The sequence below is a fragment of the Kitasatospora sp. GAS204B genome (assembly GCF_029892155.1).
In the GTDB taxonomy this organism is placed as follows: domain Bacteria; phylum Actinomycetota; class Actinomycetes; order Streptomycetales; family Streptomycetaceae; genus Kitasatospora.
Genome location: NZ_JARZAG010000018.1, coordinates 56168 through 79111 on the forward strand (window position 1 = coordinate 56168; position 22944 = coordinate 79111).

Here is a 22944-nt window from a genome sequence, read left to right on the forward strand (position 1 = left end):
TGGCGAAGGCGGAGCGGGCGTGGGGGTGGGCGGAGCGGCGGAAGCGGTGGAGCGGCGGCGCAGGTATCGCGCTTTCCTGACGACAGTCAGTATCACGCGATATCTTGATCGCTAAACCACGCCTCCCGTCACCGCGTGCCTTCCAGGTGCTCCGGCGTGCCCCGCACCGGCTCCTTGCGCACGAAGGCGGCCCGCAGCGCGTGGTACGGCGCTCCAGGGTCCAGGAAGGTGCGGCGCATCAACGCCAACTCCTCGGTGCGGTAGGCCGCCAGCGGCTTGACCGCCTCGTCGCGCTCGCGCGCGGCCTTCTTCGCCGCGATCCGCTCCGCCAGCGCCGGCCGGTCGGCGAGCAGGCCGGCCAGCCGCGCGACCTCGGCGCCGAACTCCTGCGGCGCGGCCGCGACCGTGCGGTCCACCAGGCCCAGTCGCTGCGCGCTCTGCGCCGTCACCGGCAGCGCCTGCCCGGTGAGACGCTCCGCCGCCGCCCGGCCCACCCGGCGGGGCAGGGTGTACGTCCAGTACTCCGAGCCGTACAGCCCCATCAGGCGGTAGTGCGGGTTGAGCAGTACGCCTTCGCGGCACCAGACCTCGTCGGCGGCCAGCGCCAGCATCGCGCCGCCGGCCGCCGCGTTGCCGCCCAGCGCGGCGACCACCAACCGGTCGGTGCTGGTGAGGATCTCGGCGACCAGGTCGTCCATCGCGTTGATGTTCGCCCAGGACTCCAGCGCCGGATCGGCCGCGGCCTCGATCACGTTGAGGTGGATGCCGTTGGAGAAGAAGTCCCGGCCGCCGCCCAACACCAGCACCGAGGTCGGGCGGGAGCAGGCGAAGCGGTAGGCGTCCAGCAGTCGCCGGCAGTGCGTGGTGCTCATCGCCCCGCCAGCGAAGGAGAAGCGCAGCAGGCCGACCGGGCCCAGCTCCCGGTAGTCGAGGTCGGTCCAGGTGCGGCGGCCCTCGGGCAGCTGGAGCGGAGCGGGCACCTCCGGCAGTGCGGGCAGCCGCTCCCCCAGCGCGAGGGTGGCCGGCAGCTTGACCCCGGCCACTCCCGCCGGACCGCGCCCCGCCCGCAGCTCGGGGAGCCAGACCGCACCGTCCACCGTGGCCCGGCAGACGGCGCCGGCCCGGGTGGCCAGCAACTCGCCGGGGGTTCCGCACAGTTCGTCCTCCGGGTGACCGCCGTGCAGGTACCACCGCTCGCCCAGCAGCTCGTCCGACACGCCCGGCTGGGAGTCGGCGGCACGCAACTTGCGCAGCACCGTCGCGGTCGGGTCGGCCGCCCAGTCGATCCGGCGCTCGCTCTGCCGCAGGTACGGGCGGGTGCGGACCGGGACGTCCCAACCCGGGCCGTGCTGCGGGCGCGGGGTGTGGCTGTCACTGGGGCTGGGGCCTGGGCTGTCACTGGGGCTGGGGCTGGGGCTGGGGCCGGCGCTGGAGTTGCCCGCGGCGAAGCGCTCGACGGCGAGCAGCACGGCCCGCGACGCGGCATCGGAGACCTCGTTGCGGTACAGGTCGCTCTTGCCGACCGGCGGCACCGGGCACTCGACATGCGCCCAGACGTCGCCGCCGTCCATCACCTCGTTGGCCTGAAGCACCGTCACCCCCCAGCGCTCGGCGCCCTCCTGGATCGCCCGGTCGAGCGAGGAGGGTCCCCGATCGCCGAGCGGACCCGGATGGACGATCAGGGTGGTGTGCGCCGACCAGACGTCCTCGGGTACGGCGGCCTTCAGCATCGGGGCCACGATCAACTCCGGCGCGTGCCGGCGTACCGCCTCCCGCAGGGCCTGGTCGCCGGTCACCAGATGCACGGCCGGGTGGTGCCCCCGGTCGCGCAACTCGGCGAAGACGCGCTGGGTAAGGCTGTTGAATGCACTGGCGATCAGCAGGATTCGCATCCAAGCCTCCGGCTTAGGGGGGTGACCGGCAACGCCGCTCCGGCCGGTGACGATCGGTGACAATCCGGCGACGATCGTTTCGCAGCCCCCGGCCGCCCAGGTCGGCGAATCGCCGCCGGCTCACCCGTTCAGCGCCACGACCGGGAATCCACGCCGCCGGGTCGGGTGCGCGCCGCAGGGTCTGGACAGCGCGGACGTCTTGCCGCAGGCTTCGGGCTCATGACCGTGAGTACCAAGGTGATCGAGGCCAACCTCGCCACCGCCGAGGACATCGCCCAGCTGCTGCGCTCACGCCCCGAACCGGCGGCGCGGATACCAGGTGCCACCTGGTCGGTGGGCGAAGCGGCCGCGCACCTCGCGCTGGCGAACCAGCTGATGGCCGCTGTGGCCGGCGGGCAGCAGCACCCTTATGGCGACGGCACCCCGGGCGGCCTCGCCGCCGCCAACGAGGAGTCGCTGGCGGAGTACCCCGAACGCGACCCGGTCGCTCTCGCCGACGCGATCGTGGCGCACACCCGTACCTTCGCCGCCAACGTCGAGCAGCGCGGCGCCGCCGAGCCCGTGCTGACCCCGATGGGGCCGATGGACCTGGGCACGCTGGCCAGCTACCTGCTCACCCACCAGCTCGGCCACGGCTACGACCTGGCCCGCGCGCTGCGCCGCCCGCACATGATCGACCGCGAGCGCGCGGAGCTGTCGCTCCCGTTCCTGCTCACCGCGATGCCCCGGGTGGTGGACCCGCGCACCGCAGCCGGCCGCAGCGCCCGCTACACCGTCGGCCTGCGCGGCGGCCCGCGCTTCGGCGTCACGCTCGCCGACGGCACGGTGACGGTCAGCCGGTCGCCCGCAGCCGGTGCCGACTGCGTGATCGTCGCCGAGCCGGTCACCTTCCTGCTGCTGGCCCTCGGCCGCTGCAACCCGGCGGGGGCCATCGCGCGGGGCCGGATCCTGGCGTGGGGGCGCAAGCCGTGGCTGGCGCCCGCCTTTCCGACCTACTTCAAGGCGCCCTGACGCCCCGTGCGGCGCTCCCGGCCGCCGTGGGCCACGCGACCGGCCTGGGACGGGTCCCACGGCGCCCAAGCCGGCGGTCAGCTCCGGTCGCCACCTGGCGGCCGACCGGCGGGCCGCTGTCCCGGTTCCTGCCGTTGTCCCGGTTCCTGGAGGGCCCGGCGCAGGCCGGGCCCCAGGTGGCGGACGATTTCATCAGGCGTCATCGAAGCGATCGGCTCCAGCCGCAGCAGGTAGCGGGTGACGATCAGTCCCCCGATCTGCACGCCGAAGGCGGCCGCGCGCTTCCGGGCGGCGGCGCCGCCGAGCCAGGCGGCGACCCGGTCCACGATCTCCCGTTCGACGACCTCCTTGACCAGCGCGCCGAAGGCCGGCTCCTGGATCGCGTTGCGGAGCATGGCGATCAGCGTGGGGCCGGCCACCGGGTCCTCCCAGACGGCCAGCACACCGCGCAGCACGCGCTGCGGGAACGTCGCCGGGTCACCCTTCAGCGCCTCGGCGAGCACCTCGGCCGGGTTGACGGCGAGCGCGAGCGCCGCGCCGAACAGGCCCTTCTTGGAGCCGAAGAAGTAGCTGATCAGGGCCAGGTCGACGCCCGCCTCAGCGGCGATCGAGCGCAGCGTGACAGCGTGATAGCCCTCGGCCAGGAAGCGGCGCCGGGCGATGTCCAGGATCACCGCGCGGGTGTCCGGGCTGCCTGGCCGGCGTCCGCGCGGAGCGGATTTATTCATCACCGTTGAAATGCTACTCCCGGGATGGCGACGCTGAGCGAGTAGCCGAAACCGCCCTGCGGAGAGACCGGGAGAGCGAGAACCATGTCAGCCTCAGCCTCAGCCTCAGCCGTCCAGCCACCCACACCGCCCACACCATCCACGGCAGCCGTAGCGGCCGGCCGGCGACCCACGGTGCGCCACAACCTGGTGCTGGCGATCACCTGTCTGGCGCTGGCCACCGTGGTGGCCGCGATGTCCTCGCTGAACGTCGCACTGCCGGCCATCGCCCGCGAGACCCACGCGACGCAGACCCAACTCTCCTGGATCATCGACGCCTACAGTCTGGTCTTCGCCTCGCTGCTGCTGCCCGCCGGCGCGCTGGGCGACCGGTTCGGCCGGCGCCGGGCGCTGCTCACCGGCCTGGTGATCTTCGGCGGCGCCTCCGCCGGCGCGCTCGTCACCACCTCGCCCGGCACCCTGATCGGCCTGCGCGCGCTGCTCGGCGTGGGCGCCGCACTGGTCATGCCGGCCACCCTCTCCACCATCACGACCACCTTCCCCCGCGAGCAGCGCGCCCGGGCGGTCAGCGTCTGGGCGGCAGTGGCGGGCGCCAGCGCGGTGGTCGGGCTGCTCACCTCGGGCTCGCTGCTGCAGGCCTGGTCCTGGCGTTCGGTGTTCCTGCTGAACGTGCTGCTCGCGGCCGTCGCGCTGGTCGGCGCCCTGCTCTTCGTGCCCGAGTCGGCCGAAGCGGACCGCCCCGCGCTCGACCTGACCGGCGCGCTGCTGGTGGTGGTCGGCCTGGGCGCGCTGGTGTACAGCGTGATCGAGGCCCCGGTGAACGGCTGGGGCAGCGGGCGCACCCTCGGCGGCATCGGCGGCGGCCTGCTCGTGCTGGGCGGCTTCGTGGCCTGGGAACTGAGGCGTCGTCACCCGCTGCTGGACCCAAGGCTGTTCCGCAACAAGGAGTTCGCGGCCGGCTCGCTCTCGATCGCGCTGCAGTTCTTCGCCTTCTTCGGCTACATCTTCGTGATCATGCAGTACCTGCAACTGGTGCGCGGCGACAGCGCGTTGGCGGCTGCGGTCAGCGTGCTGCCGATGGCCGTCGCGATGGTGCCCTGCTCCCGGCTCAGCCCGAAGCTCTCCGCGCGCTTCGGCAGCCGGCGCCCGTGGCTGGCCGGCCTGCTGCTGGTCGCGGGCGGGCTGGCAACCTTCGCCCAGGTGGGCCGCGGCAGCTCGTACGGCCTGATCGCGGTGGCGCTGCTGCTGCTCGGGGCCGGCATGGGCCTGGCGATGACCCCGGCCACCACGGCGATCACCGACGCGCTGCCGCCGGCGCTGCAGAACGTCGGCTCGGCGATGAACGACCTGTCGCGTGAACTCGGCGGCGCCCTGGGGATCGCCGTGCTGGGCAGCATCCTCAGCGCCTCATACCGCAGTCACCTGCGGCTGCCCGGCACACCCGAGCACGTGGTGCAGGCGGCCAAGTCCTCGCTGGCGACCGCCGCCGCGTTGGGCGGACCGGTCCTCGACCGCGCGCGCACCGCCTTCGTCGCGGGCATGCACGACGCGCTGCTCGGCGGCGTGACGGCCGCCCTGCTGGCCGCCCTCGCGGCGGGCCTGCTGCTGCGCCGCACCGCCCCGGCCACCGGGGTCACCGACGACCACCCCGAGGTCGAGGTCGAGGTCGAGCCCAATCCCCCTTTCCAGCAGCATGTCTGACCAATCGTCACAGCCGCCCGGCGCACTCGGACCGCCGGGCGGACCACGTGCGCCGGACACGCTACCCTGGAGGCGTGGAGACGGAAGCGGGACGCGAGATCGCCGACGCGCTGGGGCTGCTGCTCAAGCGCACCACCCGGGCGCGGCTGTACCAGCAGCTGACCGAAGGCCTGGGCGAGGGCGTCGACGAGCTCACCTACCCGGTGCTCAGCGGCCTCGCCCGGACCGGCCCCCGCAGCGCCGCCGACCTCGCCCAGGAGGTCGGCCTGGACCGCTCGAACGTGACCCGCCGCGCCAGCCGCCTGGAGACGGCCGGCCTACTGCGCCGCGAGCCCGACCCCGCCGACCGCCGCGCCACCCTGCTGGTCCTCACCGAGCACGGCGAGCAGACGGTCCAGGCCACCCGCGACCGGCTGACCGACCGGATCACCGCCACCCTGAGCACCTGGCCCCCCACCGAGGCCACCACCTTCGCCCGCCAGCTGCACCGCTTCGTCACCGAAGGGCCGTTCACGGCCGACGAGGGCTGAGGCTGAACAGCGGCGCGCACTGAGCAGCAGCGAGCAGGGCCGCGTACGAGGCAGGCTGGTGCTGGTGCTGGTGATCGGCTGAGGGCGGCGGTGAGCCTGCCGTCACAGGCTCAGCACCAGGTCCCGGACCGCGGCGGGCTGGGACAGGAACGGGTGGTGGCCGGCGTCGAGTTCGACGACGCTGCCGGCCCGCCGGGCGAACTCGCACTGCAGCCGTGGCGGGGTGCCCCGGTCCTGGGCGCAGACGAGGTACGTCGAGGGCACCTGCTGCCAGGCGGCCGCCCCGACCGGCTGCCCGGTCACCTGCACGCTCTGCCGGGCGAGGTGGTCCGCCGCCTGCGCCTGGACCTCGGGGTCGCAGTCCTGCAAGAACGTGTCCACGAGCAGCTCGGGGCGGACCCCGAACGTGCCGGCGTCGGGGTCGACGTCGAGGAACGGGGCGGGGCCGCCGTCCCCGAACGCCGACAGGCTCTGCCCGACCTCGGGCAGGTAGCTGGAGATCAGCAGCAGGTGGCGCACCGACCCGATTCCCGCTGCGGCTTCCGCGGTGACGATGCCGCCGTAGCTGTGGGCGACCACGACGGTCGGCTCGTCGCCGGCCCGCAACACCTGCCGCACCGCCGCGACATCCTCGGGCAGCCCCGGACCGCCGACGCCGCCGGCCGGGCCCGCCTCACCGCAACTCGGCAGCGCCGGGGCCACGCTCGCCACCCCTCGCTCCCGCAGCAGCTCGGCGGTGCGGTGCCACCACCACGACCCGTCCCGCACGCACGCCCCGTGCACGAACACGACCCTCATCGCCACCTCCACGTCAGCCCCGCTATGTCAGCCCCTCCAGCCTGCCACCCATGCTCGCCGGGCCATCGAAGGCCCGTCTCGACTGATGGACGACGATGTGCTTCGGTTTCAGCCGCCGGGCGCCCTGTTCGGGCCAGTTACGCGGAATCGTGGCTCCTGGATTGCCCGCCGGGACGATTCTGTGACTGAGCCGTACCGACGGTCACCGAGATACGTCTGCCCCTGAACCTGTCGGCTGCCCGCCTGAACCCGTGTCAGCACACTGACCCAACACCTGCCAGCACCGAGCCTCCACTGCGCGTCTTCTGCCCGCATCGTGTGAAACGCCGAGGTAGGGAGTCCTTACCGTGCCGTCCTTGCTGAACTACGCCATCGTCACCGACCCGACCTCGCTCCAAGCGTCGCAGCCCGGGGCACCGTCCGTGGGGACGCTGTACGTGATCGTCTCCAACACTCACCAGTCCGAGGTGAAGTGGGAGTTCATCGATGTGGAGATACCGGTCGGCAGCGGCCCCAACGACCTGACGGGCAATCCGACGATGATCGGCGCGAGCGTCGAGAAGGACTACACGGTCTGGCTGGAGGAGGACCCGGTCTTCGGCTGGGACGGTACGCTCGGCCGCTTCCGGGCGAAGGCGCCCGTCGGGGGGAGGCTGACCCTGCCGGACGAGGAGTCGCTGGTCCTGAAACTGGAGAACATACCGGTTTCCGACGCAGCGGGACTGGTCCGCGTGAAGATCCACGAGCGGTCCGGCGGCGGCGACGACAACGTCCCCATCCGACAGGCGGACTTCACCACCACGCTCGGGCTGGTGAAGCAGGCGCCGAAGGTCCCGCGCAACTTCCGCCCGGAGAAGAACTCCTTGGTGGACGTGGACGCGAGCCAGAACGTCGTTCTGAAGTGGGAGGGGCCGGACAACCTCGACTACTGGATCCGCGATCCGCAGGGGACCGAGGTGCTCGTCCAGTCGGCGGCCCAGGGGCCGCAGGTGAACCAGCAGCCCTACACCTGGTCACCCCCCTCCGCGCCGAGGCGAGGCACCACCTACACCCTCATCGCCGGGACGACCACCGCCACGCAGCAGCACCACGGGTACTTCCTCACCACCACGGTGCACGCACTCGTCCCCGAGTTCGACAGCGGGACGCGCACCCCGTGGGTCGAGGGGACGCCGAGCAGGAGCCGTGTCACCTTCGCCGCGGCCGGGGTGGAGATCCACAACGGGGCCGGCGCCCGGGGAACCGTCACGGCCGACAGGGTCGACGTGGACCGCGTGAACACCACGTCGGTGCACGGCCGCAACTCCAGCGACGGATGGATCGACTTCCCGCAATCCGGCCTGAACGTCCATCAGGGCGGCTCGACGCAGTTGGGCACCCTCTCGGCCGACAGGGCCGAGGTGGACCGCGTGAACACCACGTCGGTGCACGGGCGCAATTCCGACGACGGATGGATCGGCTTCCCGAAGTCCGGACTGAACGTCTACCGGGACGGACGAACGCAGCCGGGCACCCTCGCGGCCGACAAGGCCGACGTGAACGGTGTGCAGACCGCGTGGGTGCAGGGGCGCGGCGACAGCGACGGGTGGATCGAGTTCCCGCAGTCCGGGCTGAACGTGTTCCACGGCCAGGGAAAGGCCTGGGGAACCGTCTCGGCCGACAGGGCCGACCTGAACAGCGTGACCACACACTGGGCAGAAGGGCCGGACGGGAAGAAGAGCCGCATCGCCTTCACCGAAACGGGCGTGAAGATCACCGACCCCGAGAAGAAGCGCGGCACCATAGTCGCCGGCGAGACCAACGTCCGCAGCGTGGTCACCCCCTGGGTGTCGGGGCCCCAGGCCGGCGCGGGATGGATCTCCTTCCCGAACGAGGGGGTGGACGTGCACCGGGATGGAGAGGTTTCCTTCGGAAGGATTCGATACGCCTCGTACAAGGAATCGCAAACGGTGAATGACCGCCCCGTGCACCGCAGGCTGCCCCCTTACGAGTGGCCGCCGAAGTCCGGGAACTAGTAGGGCTTGGTCAGGTTCTCGAACTCCGCACCCTCCTGGGCCCCGCCGTTCAGCCCGCCGTTGCGATGAGGCGTCGCAGCGTGGCGTGGGCGGGTGGGCCCCAGGTCGGCTTGCCGCCGGGGCGGCCGTGGACGCCGGCATCTCCGATGAGGATGCCGCCGAGGGCGCGCAGCACGGCCCAGCCGCGGGCACGGCGCAGGGTGGCGGTGTCTGCGGTCGGTTGGTAGGCCTCGTGGAAGCGGGTGGCGGCGCCGTCGGGCAGCAGGATCCAGGGGGCGGCGAGGTCGCAGGCGGGGTCGCCCGCGCAGAGGTCGCCGAAGTCGATCACGCCGCAGAAAGTGCCGTTCGCGGTGAGAACGTTGGCCGGATGGAGGTCGCCGTGCAGCCACAGTGCCGCGCCCTGCCAGTCGGGCGCGGCGGCGGCGTCCTCCCAGACCGCGCGGACGGCGTCCGGATCGGGGATCAGACCCAGCTCGGTAGCCGCGGCGAGCCCTTCGGCGAACCCCTCGGAGTGCTCGGCCAGTGGCCTCCCCCGGCCGAGACGGCTGGCTGGTGCTCCCTCTGGTGCGGGGTGGTGAAGAGCCGTCAGGAAGGCGGCCAGGGTGTCGGCCGCCTCCTCGGCGCGCGTGACCGGAGCACGGTCTGCGGGCTCGCCCGGCACCCAGGTGGTGACGATCCAGGGGCGCGGGAACCGCTCGGAGGGCTCGCCGAGGCGCTGCGGGACGGGGACCTGCAGCGGAAGGTGCGACGCGAGGGCGGGCAGCCAGGCGTACTCCTTGCGCAGCAGCGCGTCCGCGGACTGCGTCGCCCAGGGCAACCGGACGGCGAGGTCGTCACCGAGCCGCCACAGCTGGTTGTCCCAACCACGCGCGCCGAGCCGCACGGGATGGTCGGCCAGGTCGGGGTGCTGATCGCGCAACAGGTCCTGGACCAGCTCCGCGGTGAGCTCGATCTCTGTGTGGGTCATGCGGGGCAACGATAGCGTCGCCGACCGGCCCAGGGCGGAGCGGCTGTGGCTGATGTTCCCAACGCATGGTGCCTCGGGGCAGCGGTCGACCGCCGCTCACCCGGCCGGCGGAGTCGCCGGTCCAGCGTCCACGGCACCCTGCCTGCCAAGATCGATCCAGCCGATCGCGGCACCGGAGGCGAACGACGTGAAGTGGCCCGGCATCACCCTGCTACTGGCGGCGGCGCTGACCGTGACCAGCCCGCCCGCCCCCACCCGGGCCGCTTCGGCTCCCGCCTTCGACACCGCCCCCGCCACGGCGAGTCTCTCCCGCCTGCTACCCGGACACGCCGCGCAGTTCCGCCTGCTCCCGACGGCCCGGCCCGCCACCGGCGACGCGTTCTCGATCGACGGCACCCCGGGCGCCATCACCGTGCGCGGCACCTCGGGGGCCACCCTGCTCAGCGGCGTCGGCTGGTATCTGGAGCACGTCGCCGGGGTCGACCTCGGCTGGCCGGGTGACAGCCTCGACCGGCTCCCGGCGGTGCTGCCCGCCCCGGCCGGCCCGATCACCCGCGCGGCGGCGGTGCCGCACCGCTACGCGCTGAACGACACCGACGCCGGCTACTCCGGCCCCTACCGCGACTTCACCGCCTACCGGCACGAGATCGACCTGCTGGCGCTGCACGGCGTCAACGAGGTCTTCGTGCAGACCGGGGCCGAGTACCCCTATCTCCAGGCGCTGCGTCAGTTCGGTTACAGCGAAGCGGAGTTGCGCGCCTGGTTTCCCGCCCCGGGCCATCAGAGCTGGTGGCTGCTGCAGAACCTGGCGGGCTTCGGCGGGCCGGAGTCCGCGCAGCTCGTCGAGGCGCGCGCGGCGCTCGGGCGGCGGATCGCCGACCAGCTCCGCGGCCTGGGCATGACGCCGGTGCTGCCCGGCTTCTTCGGCACCGTGCCGCCGGGGTTCGCCGAACGCCGGCCGGGCGCCCGGGTGGTGGCGCAGGGCAGTTGGGTCGGCTTCCAGCGGCCGGACTGGCTCGACCCGACCGGCCCGGTCTTCGCCGACCTGGCGGCGGCCTACTACCGGGCGCAGCGCGAGCGGTTCGGCGACAGCACGATGTACAAGATGGACCTGTTGCACGAGGGCGGCGTGCTCGGCCCGGTCGACGCCGGCGCGGCGGCCCGAGCCGTGCAGCAGGCGCTGGACGCCGCGCACCCCGGCGCCACCTGGGCGATCCTCGGCTGGGAGCAGAACCCCTCGCCCGCCGTGCTCAGCGGCGTCGACAAGGCCAGGATGCTGATCCTGGACGGCCTGTCCGACCGCTACGCCGGGCTGGACCGGGAGAGCCGCTGGGCCGGGACGCCGTACGCCTTCGGCAGCATCGACAACTTCGGCGGCCACACCGGCATCGGCGCCAACACGGCGGTCTGGACGGATCGGTTCCGCCGGTGGCTCGGCAAGCCCGGCAGCGCGCTGCGCGGCCTCGCCTACCTGCCCGAGGGCACCGGCGGCAACCCGGCCGCCTTCGAGCTGTTCACCGAACTCGCCTGGCAGCCGGGGCCGGTCGACCAGCGCGCCTGGTTCGCCGGATACGCGGCCCGCCGCTACGGGGGGCCGGACCCGCACGCCGCCGCCGCGTGGGAGCTGCTGCGGGACGGCCCCTACAGCATGCCGTCCGACGGCTGGAGCGAGCCGCCGGACAGCCTGTTCGCCGCCCGGCCCGCGCTGACCGCCGGCACGGCCGCGGCCTGGAGTCCCAGTGCGATGCGCTACCCCGCCCGGACGGTCGAGGCGGCGCTCGGCGAGCTCCTCCAGGTCGCTCCGGAGCTGCGCGGCAGCGACGCCTACCGCTTCGACCTGCTCGACCTGGCCCGGCAGGTGCTCGCCGACCGCGCCCGGGCGCGGCTGCCCCGGATCGCCGCCGCCTACGCAGCGCGCGACCGGGCCGCCTTCGCCGCGCTGACAGCCGCCTGGAGCGCCGACGAGGCGCTGCTCGACCAGCTGCTCGCCACCGACTCCCGCTTCCTGCTGGGCCCCTGGCTCGCCGCCGCCCGATCCTGGGGCGCCTCCCCGGCCGAGCGCGACCAACTGGAGTACGACGCGCGCGCCTTGCTGACCACCTGGGGCGGTCGCGGGCCCAGCGAGGACGGGCGGTTGCACGACTACGCCAACCGCGAGTGGTCCGGCTTGGTCGCCGACGTCTACGCCCCGCGCTGGGCCGCGTACTTCGCGAGCCTGGACGCAGCCCTCGCAAGCGGCGGCGAGCCGGCCGCGATCGACTGGTTCGCCCGGGACGACGCCTGGGCGCACCGGACCACCCGCTACCCGAGTGCGCCGACCGGCGACTTGCTCACCTTGGCCCGGCAGGTCGGCGACTTGCTCACGCTGGCCCGGCAGGTCGCGGCGGCGAACGCGAACTGACAGCTCAGGGCGGACCCGGTCCCAAAACGGATGGCCGGCGCCCTGGGCCGTCGGGTAGCGTCAGGGTTTTGATGACCGACACCTGGGACACGATCGCCGACTGGTACGCCCAACTCCTCCGCAACGGCTCCGCCTTGAACGAGTTCAGCCGCGACATCCTGCTCGACCAACTGCCGGACGACCCCGCCGGACGACGCGTTCTCGACGTCGGCTGCGGCGAAGGGATCGCCACCCGGGCCCTGGCCGCCCGAGGCGCCCATGCCCTGGGCATCGACCCGTCCCCGCGCATGATCGAACACGCGCGGGCCGCCGAGCAGCGCACGCCGACCGGCGCCCGCTACCTGGTCGACGACGGCTGCACCCTGGCGACGGTGGCCGCCGGATCCGTCGACTGGGTGACGGCCGCGCTCTCCCTGAACAACGTCCCCGACCTCCCGGCGGCACTCCGCGCCGCCCGGCGGGTACTGGTCCCGGACGGGCTCCTGGTGTTCACCATCCCGCACCCGTGCTTCGAGGCGCCGCACGCCGGCTGGACGGATTCCACCGCCGAACCCGGCCGCCCCCGCCGCGTGGTGGGCGACTACCACGCCGAGGGCTTCTGGCGCTCGGCCGACCCGCACGGCGTGCGGCGGGCCGGCAACCAGCACCGCCGGCTGTCCGGCTACCTCAACGCCCTGATCGCACACGGGTTCGCGATCGAGGCGACTGCCGAGCCCGAGCCCGGCCCCGAGGTGGCCGCCGCGCAGCCGCGGCGCGCGGAGCTGCCCCCGTTCTTCGTCGTACGAGCGCGCAGCCGCGCCGAGCAGCTCGGCTGACCCCGCCTGCCGAGCGGCCGCACGCTCAGCCACCTGGGGCACCGTGGCCGGGCGCGCGGGCGGGTCACGAGGTCGCGGGCGGCCGGGGCGGCTAGCTTGCCGGTGAATCGGATCGATGCCACCGGGAGCCGCGTCATGACATCTCCGCAGCGCACCGCGCCGACACAGGTGCGCGCCGCGCAGGTGCTGCGCAACCCGAAGGCCTGGTACTTCCCCGGCGGCATCGTCGCCCTGCTGGCGCTGCTGCTGTCGCTCCTCTATCTGGGCGGCGTGGCCGACCCGAACGGGAACCTGCACCGGCTGCCGATCGGCCTGGTCAACGCCGACCGCGGCGCCACCGTGGCCGGGCACCCGACGAACCTCGGCGCGCAGCTCACCAGCGGGATCGCCGGCGCCCCCGACCCGAAGGAGCAGGTCTCCTGGCGGCTGCTGGACCAGGCGAGCGCTCAGGACGGTCTGGCCTCGGGGAAGCTGGACGGCGTCCTGGAGGTCCCCGACGGCTTCACCGCGGCGGTCGCCGCTCTCGGCAGCACCAGCGCCCAGTCGCCCGCGCGCCCCACCGTGAACGTGTTGACCAATCCCGGCGTGGGCAGCCTGGCCTCGTCGCTGGCCAGCTCGATCAACCAGGCGGCCGCCCACCAGGCCTCGCTGCAGCTCGGCGGCTCGCTGACGGCAGCCGCGGCACCCGCCCCGGGCGGCGCGCAGAGCAGTGCGGAGCGGCTGCTGCTCGCCGACCCGATCACGGTCGTGGTCCAGGTCGGCCACCCGATCGGCATGCACAGCGGCCTGGGGCTGACGGCGTTCTACTACACCCTGCTGCTGGTCCTCTCCGGCTTTCTGGGCGCCAACATCATCAGCAACGGCCTCGATGTGGGCCTCGGTTACGCCGACAGCGAGCTCGGCCCCTGGCACACCCGCCGCCCCGTGGTGCCGATCAACCGCACCCAGACCCTGCTCGCCAAGTGGGGCATGTCGGTGGTGCTCGCCGCGGTGACCTCGACGCTGGTCATGGTCGGCGGCATCGCGATCATCGGCATCGACGCCTCGCACCTTCCGCTGCTCTGGGTCTTCTCGTTCTGCGCGACCGCGGCGGTGGGCCTGGGTGTGCAGGCCATCAACGCGGCGTTCGGCGGCATCGGACAGCTCGTCAGCATGTTCATCTTCGTCGCCGTCGCCCTGCCGTCCTCCGGTGCGACGATCCCGCTGCAGGCGCTGCCCACCTTCTACCGCTGGCTGGCCGTCTTCGAGCCGATGCGGCAACTCAGCGACGGCACCCGCGCCATCCTCTACTTCGACGCCCGCGCCGACGCCGGACTCATCCGCGCCTGGATCATGATCGCCATCGCCGTGGTCCTGGCACTGGCCTTCGGCCTGGCCATCACCCGCTACTACGACCGCAAGGGCCTGCACCGGATGGTCCCCAAGATCGCCTGAGCACCACCGCGACCCGGGGACGCGGCGTGGTTCCGGTCAGCGGCCGTCATTGAGGAACAGCGCCGTCCCGGCGGCGCGCGCCCGCAGCAGCGCGGCGAACCAGGGGCGCTGCGCGGGCTGCAGGCAGGGCTGCCACTGCACGGGGTCGCGCCAGGCGTAGTCGTCGTGTTCGGCGCTGAGCAGCACCACGGCCTCGGGCCGCGCCGTGCCGCCGTCGAAGCAGAAGTCGATCACCGGGGGCCAACCGTCCACCGGGGCACGGTAGTCGACGGCGAGCAGGGGCAGCTCGGCGGGCAGCCGGAGGCCGGTCTCCTCCCGGGTCTCGCGCGTCGCGGTCTCGTGCGGGCGCTCGCCGGCGTCCGCCAGGCCGCCGGGCAGTTGCCACCAGGCGGGATGCCCCGGGTAAGCGCGCGCCTGATGGAGCATCAGGATCCGGCCCGCCCCGTCGGTGAGCAGGACGGCGGCGGAGACCACGTGCTTGGGCAGCATGGCAGTGAACTCGTCGGGCGGCAGGGCCAGGGTCATCGACGCGACCCCCTCTCGGTGCGGCGGGACGCTTGCCCTGGGCAACGAACGGCCGGGTCGGCGGGCACGGGTGCGGCGCTGATCGACCGGACGACTCGGCGGGACGACTCGGCGGGACAACTCGGTGGGACAACTCGGCGGGGAAACTCCACAGGAAGACTCAACAGTCAAGCTTGCAAGTTTCCCTGCCAGCTGCATAAGCTCGCTCCATGCCGCCCGCCGACCCCGATGCCGCCGCCAGTCCCGAGGACGCCGTCGACCCCGACGACCTGTCCGGGCTGGCCGGTGAGATCCACGCCGTCCTCGGGCAGCTCTTCCGCCGCGCCCGCGCCGCCTCCGCCGGCAGCGGGCTGACCGCCTCGCAGCGCTCGGCCGCCTCCCGGCTGCGGCGCGACGGTGCGGCGACCACGGCCGACCTCGCCCGGGCGGAGTTCGTGCGCCCGCAGTCGATGCGGATGACCGTGGCGGCGTTGGAGGAGCAGGGCTACGTCCGGCGCACCCCGCACCCCACCGACGGGCGACAAGTGCTCATCGAACTGACCGAGGAGGGCCGGGCCGCGATGGACTCGATCCTGCGCGCCAAGCGCGACTGGCTGACCACCGCGCTCGGCACCGAACTCGACCCGGCTCAGCGCGCCACCCTCGCCCGGGCACTGCCACTACTGCGCACCCTCGCCACCGGCGACGAGAGTTGAGCGCCCACAGATCGCAGGCGTCCCGCGGAGCTGACGTTCCATCAGACCGCCATCCCAGCAAGCAGACCCCTCGTTAGCAGCAAGGAAGAGATCACGATGACCGCCACCACCCTGGACCGCGACACCGCGCTGATCCTGATCGACCTGCAGAAGGGCATCACCGCCTTCGCCGCCGACTTCGGCATCGACAAGGTCCTGGCCAACGCCGAGCAGCTGGTCGCGGCGTTCCGCGAGCGCGGCCTGCCGATCGTCCAGGTGAACGTCACCGGCGGCGCCCCCGGCCGGACCGAGTTCCCCAGCCGCGGCGGCGAACTGCCGGCCGACTGGGCCGAACTGGTGCTGCCCGCCGAGGAGGGGGACATCACGGTCACCAAGCAGACCTGGGGTGCCTTCCACGGCACCGACCTGGACGCGGAGCTGCGCCGCCGGGGCGTCACCCAGGTCGTCATCGGCGGGGTCGCCACCAGCATGGGCGTCGAGTCCACCGCCCGTGCAGCACACGAGCACGGTTACCACGTCACCATCGCCACCGACGCGGTGACCGACCTCGACCCGGTCTCGCACGAGCACAGCCTGACCCGGGTCTTCCCCAAGCTCGGAGAGACGGGCAGCACGGCGGAGCTGATCGCACTGCTGGACCAGCGGGGCTGAGCGACCGACCTGGCATGGCGCCGCTGGGGACGGTCCGCCCCCAGCGGCGCCATGCCAGGTCCTCAGCGCACCGGCTGCGCAGCAGGCCCGCCGACGCCGAGCGCCAGCCCCGCCTCGATCGCCATCGCGGCGAACTCGGTGGTGTCCCGCCCTCTGCGGGCCAGCTCACCGGCGTACCCGGACGGGGTGTCCTGCTCCGCCTCCTCGGCGGCTTTCTCCAAGGCCGCCAGGGCGTCGGGGTCCGGGGCATCCCGGCGGCGTCGTGACGGGCCCGGACCGTGGTGGAGTCCACGCTGACCAGAGACAAGTCCACCTCGCCCCGCTTGGCTGCCTCCGCGATCGCGCCCTCCAGCAGGGCCTCGAAGACGCCAGCGTCCCTCCACTGCCGGAAGCGGTTGTGGACGGTCGACCAGGCACCGAACTCCCTGGGCGTCTCAGGCCACTGGCTGCCGCTCTTGAAGTGCCAGATCACGCCCTCGAACTGCTGGCGCAGCCGTTCGGGGTACGGGCCGTACTCGCCGACAGGCAGGTACGGCTCGATGAACTGCCACTCCGCATCGGATAGTTGCACTCGCGTCACGGAACACGGCCTACCGGATCAGACCGCACCGTGAGAGCAACTTCCCAGAATGATCACAACCACATAGGCACTAGGTGCGCGGTCCCACTCCAGGCAGTCCTACTCCATGTCCCACTCTTCCAGCAGGTCGAAGAGGTGCCGGTCGCCTTCGAGCTTCAGGGAGTCCAGCGGGATGCGACCGTAGAAGGCCAGGACCAGGTCGCTCGCCGTACCCCGGACGGAGACGTCGACCGACTCCGAGTCCTCGCCGGCGGCGGGGCCGGATTCGGGCAGACGGAAGGCCCGCGAACCATCGGCGGAGAGCGATTGGCGCCAGGAGCCGCCCGCGGTGACGTGATAGTCGACGACGGCGGGCTTGTGCGGCCAAGCGACCGTCGTGGTGCAGCAGGTGAACAGGAAGTCCTCGACACCATCAAGCGCCACCTCCTCCGGCAGCGGCTCCGGGGCGCCCACGGTGAGCTGGGCGTCATAGGTGTGCATCGCGATCTCCTGGAGCTGGTGCCGGGCGACGGCGCCGCAGGTCCGCGGCGATTGCGACGAGCCCCACCACGTCCAGCAACCGCGCTCCGGGCCGGCCTCCCGCAACGCGTCCAGCATCTGCTGCGTCGACTCGGCCAGCCAGGCGAGCAAGGCCTCGCGCTCCTGCGGTGCGGCCAGGCCCTCGCCCGCCAACTTGCCCGAGGCGTCCGGCCCAGCCGCGACCGTGGCGGCCCAGGCGCGACGCCCCCCGCCCAGATGGTGCACCAGGTCGAGCAGCGTCCACTCGGGGCAGGTCGGCACCTGCACATCGAGGCTGGGCGCGGAGGCGATCGCGGCCCGGAAGGCGGCCGACCGCTCGTCGATCAGGCGCAGCAGCTCAGGGAAGTCCAAGGTCTTGGTCACCCGGGCTTTCTATCACTGTGCGCCGGCGACGTCACAGCGATTTTCGCGGGCCGGCCTCCACCTTCGCGGCGCGATGATCCGGATCAAGGACCTCACCAGAGCTGCCGCCTGATCACGACCAAATACGCGCCCCAGGCGCCCGGGCGCCCGCAGCCTCCCGCAGCCGCCCGCAGCCGCCCGCAGCCGCCAGCGCGGGATGTCCCCCGGCACTGGAACCTCCCGCAGGGGGAGTTCCTACCGTTCCCCGCAGCGCGGACGGCCGGTGCGCGGTGCGGCCGACCCGCGGGCCATGACGTGCGAGGAGGCGATGAGATGACGGCATTCGTGCTGGTGCCCGGTCCCTGGGCCGGCGACTGGATCTGGCAGCAAGTGACCGCCCGGCTGCGGGAGTCGGGGGCCGAGGTGTTCCCGACGGCGCTCACGGGCACGTTCGCGGGCAGCACCGACGGTGGCGAGGCGGCGGGTCCTGGCACCGACCTCGAGACGCAGATCGCGGCTCTGCTGCGGTTGATCGACCGGATCGCCGCCCCGCAACTGGTGCTGGTCGGACACGGCAACGGCATGCACCCGGTGCTGGGCGCCGCCGACCGGCGGCCGGAGCGGATCGCCCGGGTCGTCTACCTGGACGCCGGCCTCCCCCAGGACGGGGAGTCGGTGCTGGACCTGGTGCCCGACCCGGCGGTCCGGGACCGGCTGGTGCGGCAGGCCGCGGCGGTCGGGGAGGGCTGGCGGGTCCCCGCGCCGTCGGCCGAGGAGTGGCCGCTCTGGGGCAGCCTGGCCGGCGTCCCCGAGGAAGCGCTGGCGCAGCTGGTCGAGCGCGGCACGCCGCAGCCGTTGGGCACGCTCTCCCGGCCGCTGCGACTGTCGGGCGCCGCCGCCGAGTTGCCGACGACCGGCATCCTGTGCACGGCCAACGGGGCCAGCGTCGCGATGGTCGAGACCGTGGTGGGGATGGGGGATCCGCGCTTCCAGGTGCTCACCGAGCCCCGGGTGCGCTTCATCGAGATCGACACCGGGCACTGGCCGATGCTCTCCGCTCCCGACGAACTGGCCGCGGTGCTGCTCCGGGCCGCCGCGGGCGAGGGGCAACGGGTGAGCGCGAAGGCGGGTGGGCTGCTCGCGGAGCCCCGGCGCTTCCTCCTGGACGTGCCGGAGCGTGCTCGCGAGCGGGTGGGGCGGGTCGATCTCCATCTGCCGGATCCGGCCTGCGCCCTGCGGCCTTGGCCCGCGGTGGTGTTCGTCCATGGCGGCCCGGTCCCCCGGGACGCGCCGACCACGCCACGGGACTCGGCGACCTTCCTCGGCTACGGACGGTACGCGGCAAGCCTGGGCGTCGTCGGCGTGACGGTGGATCACCGGCTGCACGGGCTCGGCGACTTCGCGCAGGCCGCCGCCGACGTCGCCGACGCGGTCGAGCTGGTGCGGGCCGATCCGCGGGTCGACGGGGAACGCGTCGCGCTCTGGTTCTTCTCCGGCGGCGGGTTGCTGTCAGCGGACTGGCTCGCGGCGCCGCCGCCCTGGCTGCGCTGCGTGGCGGCGACCTATCCGGTGCTGGCTCCGCTGCCGAACTGGGGGCTCACGGAGTCCCGGTTCCGTCCTGCGGTCGCGCTGGCCGGCGCGGGCCACCTGCCGATCGTGCTGACCCGGGTCGAGCTGGAGAGCACGGAGATCGCGGCGACCGTCCAGGAGTTCCTGACCGCCGCCGAGGCATGCCGAGCCGAGGTCGAGGTGGTCGAAGTGCCGGGTGGGCATCACGGGTTCGAGACGGTCGACCACACCGAGCAGGCGCGCCAGGCCGTGGCACACGCGGTCCGCGCCGTGCTGCGGCACCTGAACGGCTGAGGCGGCCGCCCGGAGCCCTGGAGCATCTCAAAGATCCCGGGGCGCCGGGCGTCCGCCCGCCCCGCAGTGCGCGGAATCAGCCAACCACCCGCTGCTGGTGGCCGAGTTCACGCCACCGTCCGTAGCGGCAACACGCGACGCCCGAGCCCTGCGGCCGTCCGCCGAAAGTGCACCAGGGGTGGCCGAAACACGTCGCTGAAGTAGTAAATATGCCAACGGCATTGTCATACGGCATGCCGAACTCAGTAACCTTCCGTGGCAGATCGGCGACGCGTCGTGGCGATCCACCGCGCCCGCGCTCCAGCCGCCGGGCGACGGACGCCGGACACCCGACGCCGGACGCCCGACGCCCGACGCCGGGCGACGCGGTTCGCCGACTTCTGATACTCCCGCGACTTCTACCAGCCCGAAGGAGCCCAGGTGCCCGGGATCGAGGACTGCCTGTCGGCGGCGATGCGGATCGCCGGCGCGCGCGGCGCGGGGTTACTCGACTGGGGCAGCGGCCTGGCCCTGGGCACGGCGGGAGACAGCCCGGCCGACGACCACGAGGCGACCGCCGCCGAGGCCACCGACCTGATCAGGCTGGCCGCCGAGAGCCTCAGCTTCGCCGAGCCGAGCGACCCGCGGCTTCCGCTGCAGGACCTGATCCTCACCACCGAGCGCAGCTACCACCTGTTCCGGCTGATCGGCACGGTCTTCGACAGCCGGCTGCTGCTGCACCTCTGGCTCGACCGCGAGGACGCCAACCTGGCCGGCGCCCGGATGCGGCTGCAGGCACTCGCGGAGGAACTGGTGCTCGGCTGATGGCACCTCGATCCAGCGGAGCCGAGGGCGTGAGCGCGGCCGCACCCCGCCGCCGGCAGCCGCCCGGTCCGGCCGTCGAGCAACTGGCCGACTTGCAGGCCACCGGGGCCCTGCACACCGAGACCGGCACCCTCTACCTGGACCACGGCGCCGTCGTCCACGCGGACAGCCCGCACTCCCTCGACCTCGGCTCCCTGCTGACCCGCTGCGGCCGGGTCACACCGGACTACTGGCAGCACACCCTGGACCAGTTCGCCGAGCACTGCCTGGTGGGCCGCATGCTGGTGGCCCAGGGCGCCCTGACCCGGGGCGAGTTGGAGGTCTGCCACCTCGCCACCCTCTACGACGCCGGGTACTTCGCCCTCGGTGCGTTCTCCCTGGCCACCCGCTTCGAACCCGGCGTCCGGCACTGGCTCGGCCCGGTCAGCGGGGTGGACCCGCGACTGCTGCGGCGCGAGGCGGTCCGGCGCCGGGACCTGCTGGAGCGGATCTGGCCGTGGCCCCAGGTGGACACCGCGCCGGTCCGCCACACGGTGACCACGGACCAGGACGGAACCGCGGCCCGCGGCCTCTCCCCCAGCCCGCGACGGCGCGAGCTGCTCGGCCTCGCCGACGGCCGGCGCACGCCCGTCGAGCTGGCCCGACTGCTCGGACGCTCGACCTACGCCACGATCGTCGAGGTCCGGCGCCTGGCGGCGGCTGGCCTGATCGCGACGCCGCCCGACGCGCCGACCCACCCGATCCCGGCCGACGCGATGGCCCGCCGGGTCCCGGGTGCCACCCTGCGCCGCGGCAGAGCGCCCGACCCACCGCCCCACCCCGCACCCACCGAACCGGACATCGCCCTGCTGATCCGCGTCCGCACCGCACTGGAGGCCCGACTGTGATCCTCGCCCCGCCCGCTGTCCCGGACACCCGGTCATGAGGCGGATGCTGAAGCCGCGGCCCGACCGGCACCAACTCGCGCTGCTGGAGAGCACCTTGCTCGCCGAGCTGCGCGTGCTGCGCCTGCGCGTGCCGCACCTGGCAGGCGGCCTGGTGGCCGGCGTGAACGGCCTGCTGCTCGCCCACGACACCCACGGCACCGACCCCGAAGGGCTGGCCGCGCTGACCGCGACCGCGCTCGGGGTGGCCCAGCGGCTCTCCGACGCCACCGGCCAGGGCGGGTTCCGCGAGTCGCTGTTCCGTGGCGAGCACGGCTACATCGCGACCTACGCGGCGGGTCCGAGCTGCGTCCTGACCCTGCTCTCGCACCCCGATGTGAGCATCGGCCGCCTGCACCTGGAGGCGCGCCGATCGGCCCAGCGGCTGGGCGAGGTGCTGCGCGGCGGGGACCAGCAGCCCTCCGCCGGCTAGACCGACCTCCCCTGCTCACCGTTGTCCAGCTAGACCACTCACCCCATTCACCCGATGACCAACTCACCACACCTTCAGGAGATCACCATGGCAGACGCCGACAACTCGCTGCGCCAGGCAATCGCTTCCATCGAGGGCGCCATCGGCGCCGCGCTGGTCGACTACGGCAGCGGGATGGCCCTCGGCACCCTGGACGGCGGCGGCGGCCTGGACCTGACGGTGGCGGCCGCCGGCAACACCGATGTGGTGCGGGCCAAGTTCCGCACCATGGAGATGCTGGGGCTGAACGACTCGATCGAGGACATCCTGATCTCGCTCAGCAGCCAGTACCACCTGATCCGGCCGCTGACCAGCCGCAGCGGCAAGGGCCTCTTCCTCTACCTCGCGCTCGACAAGCGCCGCGCCAACCTCGCGATGGCACGGCATCAGCTGGCCAAGATCGAGGCCGAGCTGGAGGTCTGACGCACCGTCACCTCAGGACTCATACGACGCGCTGCCCCGGCTCACAGGCCGGGCAGCGCGTCCTGCTCCACCACGTGCTGCCGCACCGGCTCGGCGCTGTGGCGGCAGCCCGGGCCCAGCCGGAGCATCCGCGACTCGGGATCGTGCAGCAACCGCCCACACTCGCGACAGGTCACCCGCGCAGCCAGCCGCTCCTCCGCCGCCAGGCCGGGCAACAGCGGCTCGGCGCGCTCCGGCTCCACCAGTTCCTCAGGCATCGGCGCAGCGTATCGCGCCACTGACCGCAGCCGCCGACCGCAGCCGCCTGCCCGGCGGACACCTCGAAGCGCAAGCGGTACTTGGGCGCCGCGACCGCCCGTGCAAGCTGCTCGACCGCCGCACCGGCCCAGTGGCCACCGAGGCGGCCAGCACCGACGCCAGGCGGGCCATCGGCGCGTTGTGCTGGAGACAGGCGAACGTCCACGGCCCCGGGTGCTGTTGGAACAGCAGGCGGGCCGCGGCTCTGGCCACGCCGCTGTTGCGGTGCGCCCGACCGACGAAGAACTCGCTGACGTTCCAGGCCCCCTCGTCCCCCGCAACGTCGCACCGCGGCAGCGCGAACCCGGCCGGGTGGCCGCCGACGCGGATCAGGTACGCCTCGCGGTCCGCGCCGGTGAAGTAGCTGTCCAGCCAGGGGAAGTCGAAGGTGCCGGCTGCGGACAGCTCCCGGGGTTCTGGCTCGGAGTAGTCGTGCAGGTACAGCTGCAGCAGATTCGCCAGCACCGGCTTCTCCTCGGCGGCGACGGCGACGAGTTCGACATCCACGAGATCCACCCGGCCCACCCTGCCGCGTCGACTCCGTGGCGGCCACCGAAT

The 22944-nt window shown here is 73.2% G+C and carries 22 protein-coding genes and 1 pseudogene; 14 read left to right on the forward strand and 9 right to left on the reverse strand.

All coding sequences use genetic code 11. From position 1 onward, the window contains the following. Window positions 1-128: 128 nt before the first annotated feature. Window positions 129-1892 carry an enoyl-CoA hydratase-related protein gene (locus P3T41_RS23595; RefSeq protein ID WP_280692010.1) on the reverse strand — a complete coding sequence of 588 codons (1764 nt, stop codon included), beginning with the start codon at window positions 1890-1892 and terminating at the stop codon, window positions 129-131. A gap of 219 nt (window positions 1893-2111) precedes the next feature. Here P3T41_RS23595 and P3T41_RS23600 point away from each other — a divergent pair, with 219 nt between their 5' ends. Further along, window positions 2112-2903: a maleylpyruvate isomerase family mycothiol-dependent enzyme gene (locus P3T41_RS23600; RefSeq protein ID WP_280692012.1), complete on the forward strand. Its 792-nt coding sequence runs from the start codon at window positions 2112-2114 to the stop codon at window positions 2901-2903. 77 nt (window positions 2904-2980) lie between these two features. On the opposite strand, the gene P3T41_RS23605 is transcribed toward P3T41_RS23600, so the two are convergent. After that, window positions 2981-3631 carry a TetR family transcriptional regulator gene (locus P3T41_RS23605; protein ID WP_280692150.1) on the reverse strand — a complete coding sequence of 217 codons (651 nt, stop codon included), beginning with the start codon at window positions 3629-3631 and terminating at the stop codon, window positions 2981-2983. 174 nt (window positions 3632-3805) lie between these two features. Between P3T41_RS23605 and P3T41_RS23610 the strand changes: the two genes are divergently transcribed. Together P3T41_RS23610 and P3T41_RS23615 are read left to right on the forward strand one after the other, a co-directional pair. Further along, on the forward strand, window positions 3806-5332 hold the full coding sequence (locus P3T41_RS23610; protein WP_280692014.1) for an MFS transporter: 1527 nt from the start codon (window positions 3806-3808) through the stop codon (window positions 5330-5332). Between the two features lie 74 nt (window positions 5333-5406). Then, the gene (locus tag P3T41_RS23615; RefSeq protein WP_280692016.1) at window positions 5407-5862 is read left to right on the forward strand and encodes a MarR family transcriptional regulator; all 456 of its coding nucleotides are present in this window, start codon (window positions 5407-5409) and stop codon (window positions 5860-5862) included. Between the two features lie 102 nt (window positions 5863-5964). Here the strand turns inward: P3T41_RS23615 and P3T41_RS23620 are convergent, their stop codons facing one another. After that, window positions 5965-6660, reverse strand: coding sequence for an alpha/beta hydrolase (locus P3T41_RS23620; protein ID WP_280692018.1), 696 nt, complete (start codon window positions 6658-6660; stop codon window positions 5965-5967). 347 nt (window positions 6661-7007) lie between these two features. Between P3T41_RS23620 and P3T41_RS23625 the strand changes: the two genes are divergently transcribed. Next, complete coding sequence (locus P3T41_RS23625; protein ID WP_280692019.1) at window positions 7008-8675, forward strand: hypothetical protein; 1668 nt, start codon at window positions 7008-7010, stop codon at window positions 8673-8675. A gap of 49 nt (window positions 8676-8724) precedes the next feature. Here the strand turns inward: P3T41_RS23625 and P3T41_RS23630 are convergent, their stop codons facing one another. Continuing rightward, window positions 8725-9642 (reverse strand): aminoglycoside phosphotransferase family protein, encoded by a 918-nt coding sequence (locus P3T41_RS23630; RefSeq protein ID WP_280692020.1) that lies wholly within the window; start codon window positions 9640-9642, stop codon window positions 8725-8727. Window positions 9643-9829: 187 nt separating this feature from the next. On the opposite strand from P3T41_RS23630, the gene P3T41_RS23635 reads away from it, so the two are divergent. The 3 genes from P3T41_RS23635 to P3T41_RS23645 all read left to right on the forward strand — a co-directional run bounded on the left by P3T41_RS23635 (window position 9830) and on the right by P3T41_RS23645 (window position 14292). Next, a complete protein-coding gene (locus tag P3T41_RS23635) occupies window positions 9830-12043 on the forward strand; it encodes an alpha-N-acetylglucosaminidase (protein WP_280692022.1) in 2214 nt (737 codons plus the stop codon). A gap of 71 nt (window positions 12044-12114) precedes the next feature. Then, entirely contained in the window at window positions 12115-12858 is a 744-nt protein-coding gene (locus P3T41_RS23640) for a class I SAM-dependent methyltransferase (protein ID WP_280692024.1), read from the forward strand. Window positions 12859-12993: 135 nt separating this feature from the next. After that, window positions 12994-14292 carry a DUF3533 domain-containing protein gene (locus P3T41_RS23645; protein ID WP_280692026.1) on the forward strand — a complete coding sequence of 433 codons (1299 nt, stop codon included), beginning with the start codon at window positions 12994-12996 and terminating at the stop codon, window positions 14290-14292. Between the two features lie 36 nt (window positions 14293-14328). Here the strand turns inward: P3T41_RS23645 and P3T41_RS23650 are convergent, their stop codons facing one another. Further along, complete coding sequence (locus P3T41_RS23650) at window positions 14329-14817, reverse strand: NUDIX hydrolase (protein ID WP_280692028.1); 489 nt, start codon at window positions 14815-14817, stop codon at window positions 14329-14331. A 209-nt stretch (window positions 14818-15026) separates the two neighbouring features. On the opposite strand from P3T41_RS23650, the gene P3T41_RS23655 reads away from it, so the two are divergent. Further along, window positions 15027-15512 carry a MarR family transcriptional regulator gene (locus P3T41_RS23655; protein ID WP_280692030.1) on the forward strand — a complete coding sequence of 162 codons (486 nt, stop codon included), beginning with the start codon at window positions 15027-15029 and terminating at the stop codon, window positions 15510-15512. A 96-nt stretch (window positions 15513-15608) separates the two neighbouring features. Next, the gene (locus P3T41_RS23660; RefSeq protein WP_280692032.1) at window positions 15609-16163 is read left to right on the forward strand and encodes an isochorismatase family protein; all 555 of its coding nucleotides are present in this window, start codon (window positions 15609-15611) and stop codon (window positions 16161-16163) included. Window positions 16164-16354: 191 nt separating this feature from the next. Here the strand turns inward: P3T41_RS23660 and P3T41_RS23665 are convergent. Together P3T41_RS23665 and P3T41_RS23670 are read right to left on the reverse strand one after the other, a co-directional pair. Continuing rightward, window positions 16355-16743: pseudogene (locus P3T41_RS23665) on the reverse strand (transposase); the annotation flags it as partial. A gap of 99 nt (window positions 16744-16842) precedes the next feature. Beyond that, window positions 16843-17625, reverse strand: a complete 783-nt coding sequence (locus P3T41_RS23670) for a maleylpyruvate isomerase family mycothiol-dependent enzyme (protein WP_280692034.1) — start codon at window positions 17623-17625, stop codon at window positions 16843-16845. A 312-nt stretch (window positions 17626-17937) separates the two neighbouring features. On the opposite strand from P3T41_RS23670, the gene P3T41_RS23675 reads away from it, so the two are divergent. From P3T41_RS23675 to P3T41_RS23695, 5 genes are all read left to right on the forward strand, one after another. Next, window positions 17938-19467, forward strand: a complete 1530-nt coding sequence (locus P3T41_RS23675; protein ID WP_280692035.1) for a dienelactone hydrolase family protein — start codon at window positions 17938-17940, stop codon at window positions 19465-19467. Window positions 19468-19887: 420 nt separating this feature from the next. Next, entirely contained in the window at window positions 19888-20271 is a 384-nt protein-coding gene (locus P3T41_RS23680; RefSeq protein ID WP_280692037.1) for a hypothetical protein, read from the forward strand. Next, on the forward strand, window positions 20271-21158 hold the full coding sequence (locus tag P3T41_RS23685; protein ID WP_280692039.1) for a transcriptional regulator: 888 nt from the start codon (window positions 20271-20273) through the stop codon (window positions 21156-21158). The genes P3T41_RS23680 and P3T41_RS23685 overlap by 1 nt, the downstream gene beginning before the upstream one ends. A gap of 43 nt (window positions 21159-21201) precedes the next feature. After that, entirely contained in the window at window positions 21202-21627 is a 426-nt protein-coding gene (locus tag P3T41_RS23690; RefSeq protein WP_348533686.1) for a roadblock/LC7 domain-containing protein, read from the forward strand. Between the two features lie 87 nt (window positions 21628-21714). Continuing rightward, window positions 21715-22089, forward strand: coding sequence for a hypothetical protein (locus P3T41_RS23695; RefSeq protein ID WP_280692043.1), 375 nt, complete (start codon window positions 21715-21717; stop codon window positions 22087-22089). Between the two features lie 41 nt (window positions 22090-22130). Here the strand turns inward: P3T41_RS23695 and P3T41_RS23700 are convergent, their stop codons facing one another. Together P3T41_RS23700 and P3T41_RS23705 are read right to left on the reverse strand one after the other, a co-directional pair. Then, the gene (locus tag P3T41_RS23700) at window positions 22131-22346 is read right to left on the reverse strand and encodes a DUF6011 domain-containing protein (protein WP_280692045.1); all 216 of its coding nucleotides are present in this window, start codon (window positions 22344-22346) and stop codon (window positions 22131-22133) included. Further along, window positions 22339-22902 carry a GNAT family N-acetyltransferase gene (locus P3T41_RS23705; protein WP_280692046.1) on the reverse strand — a complete coding sequence of 188 codons (564 nt, stop codon included), beginning with the start codon at window positions 22900-22902 and terminating at the stop codon, window positions 22339-22341. Before P3T41_RS23705 ends, P3T41_RS23700 begins: the two co-directional genes overlap by 8 nt. Window positions 22903-22944 lie beyond the last annotated feature (42 nt).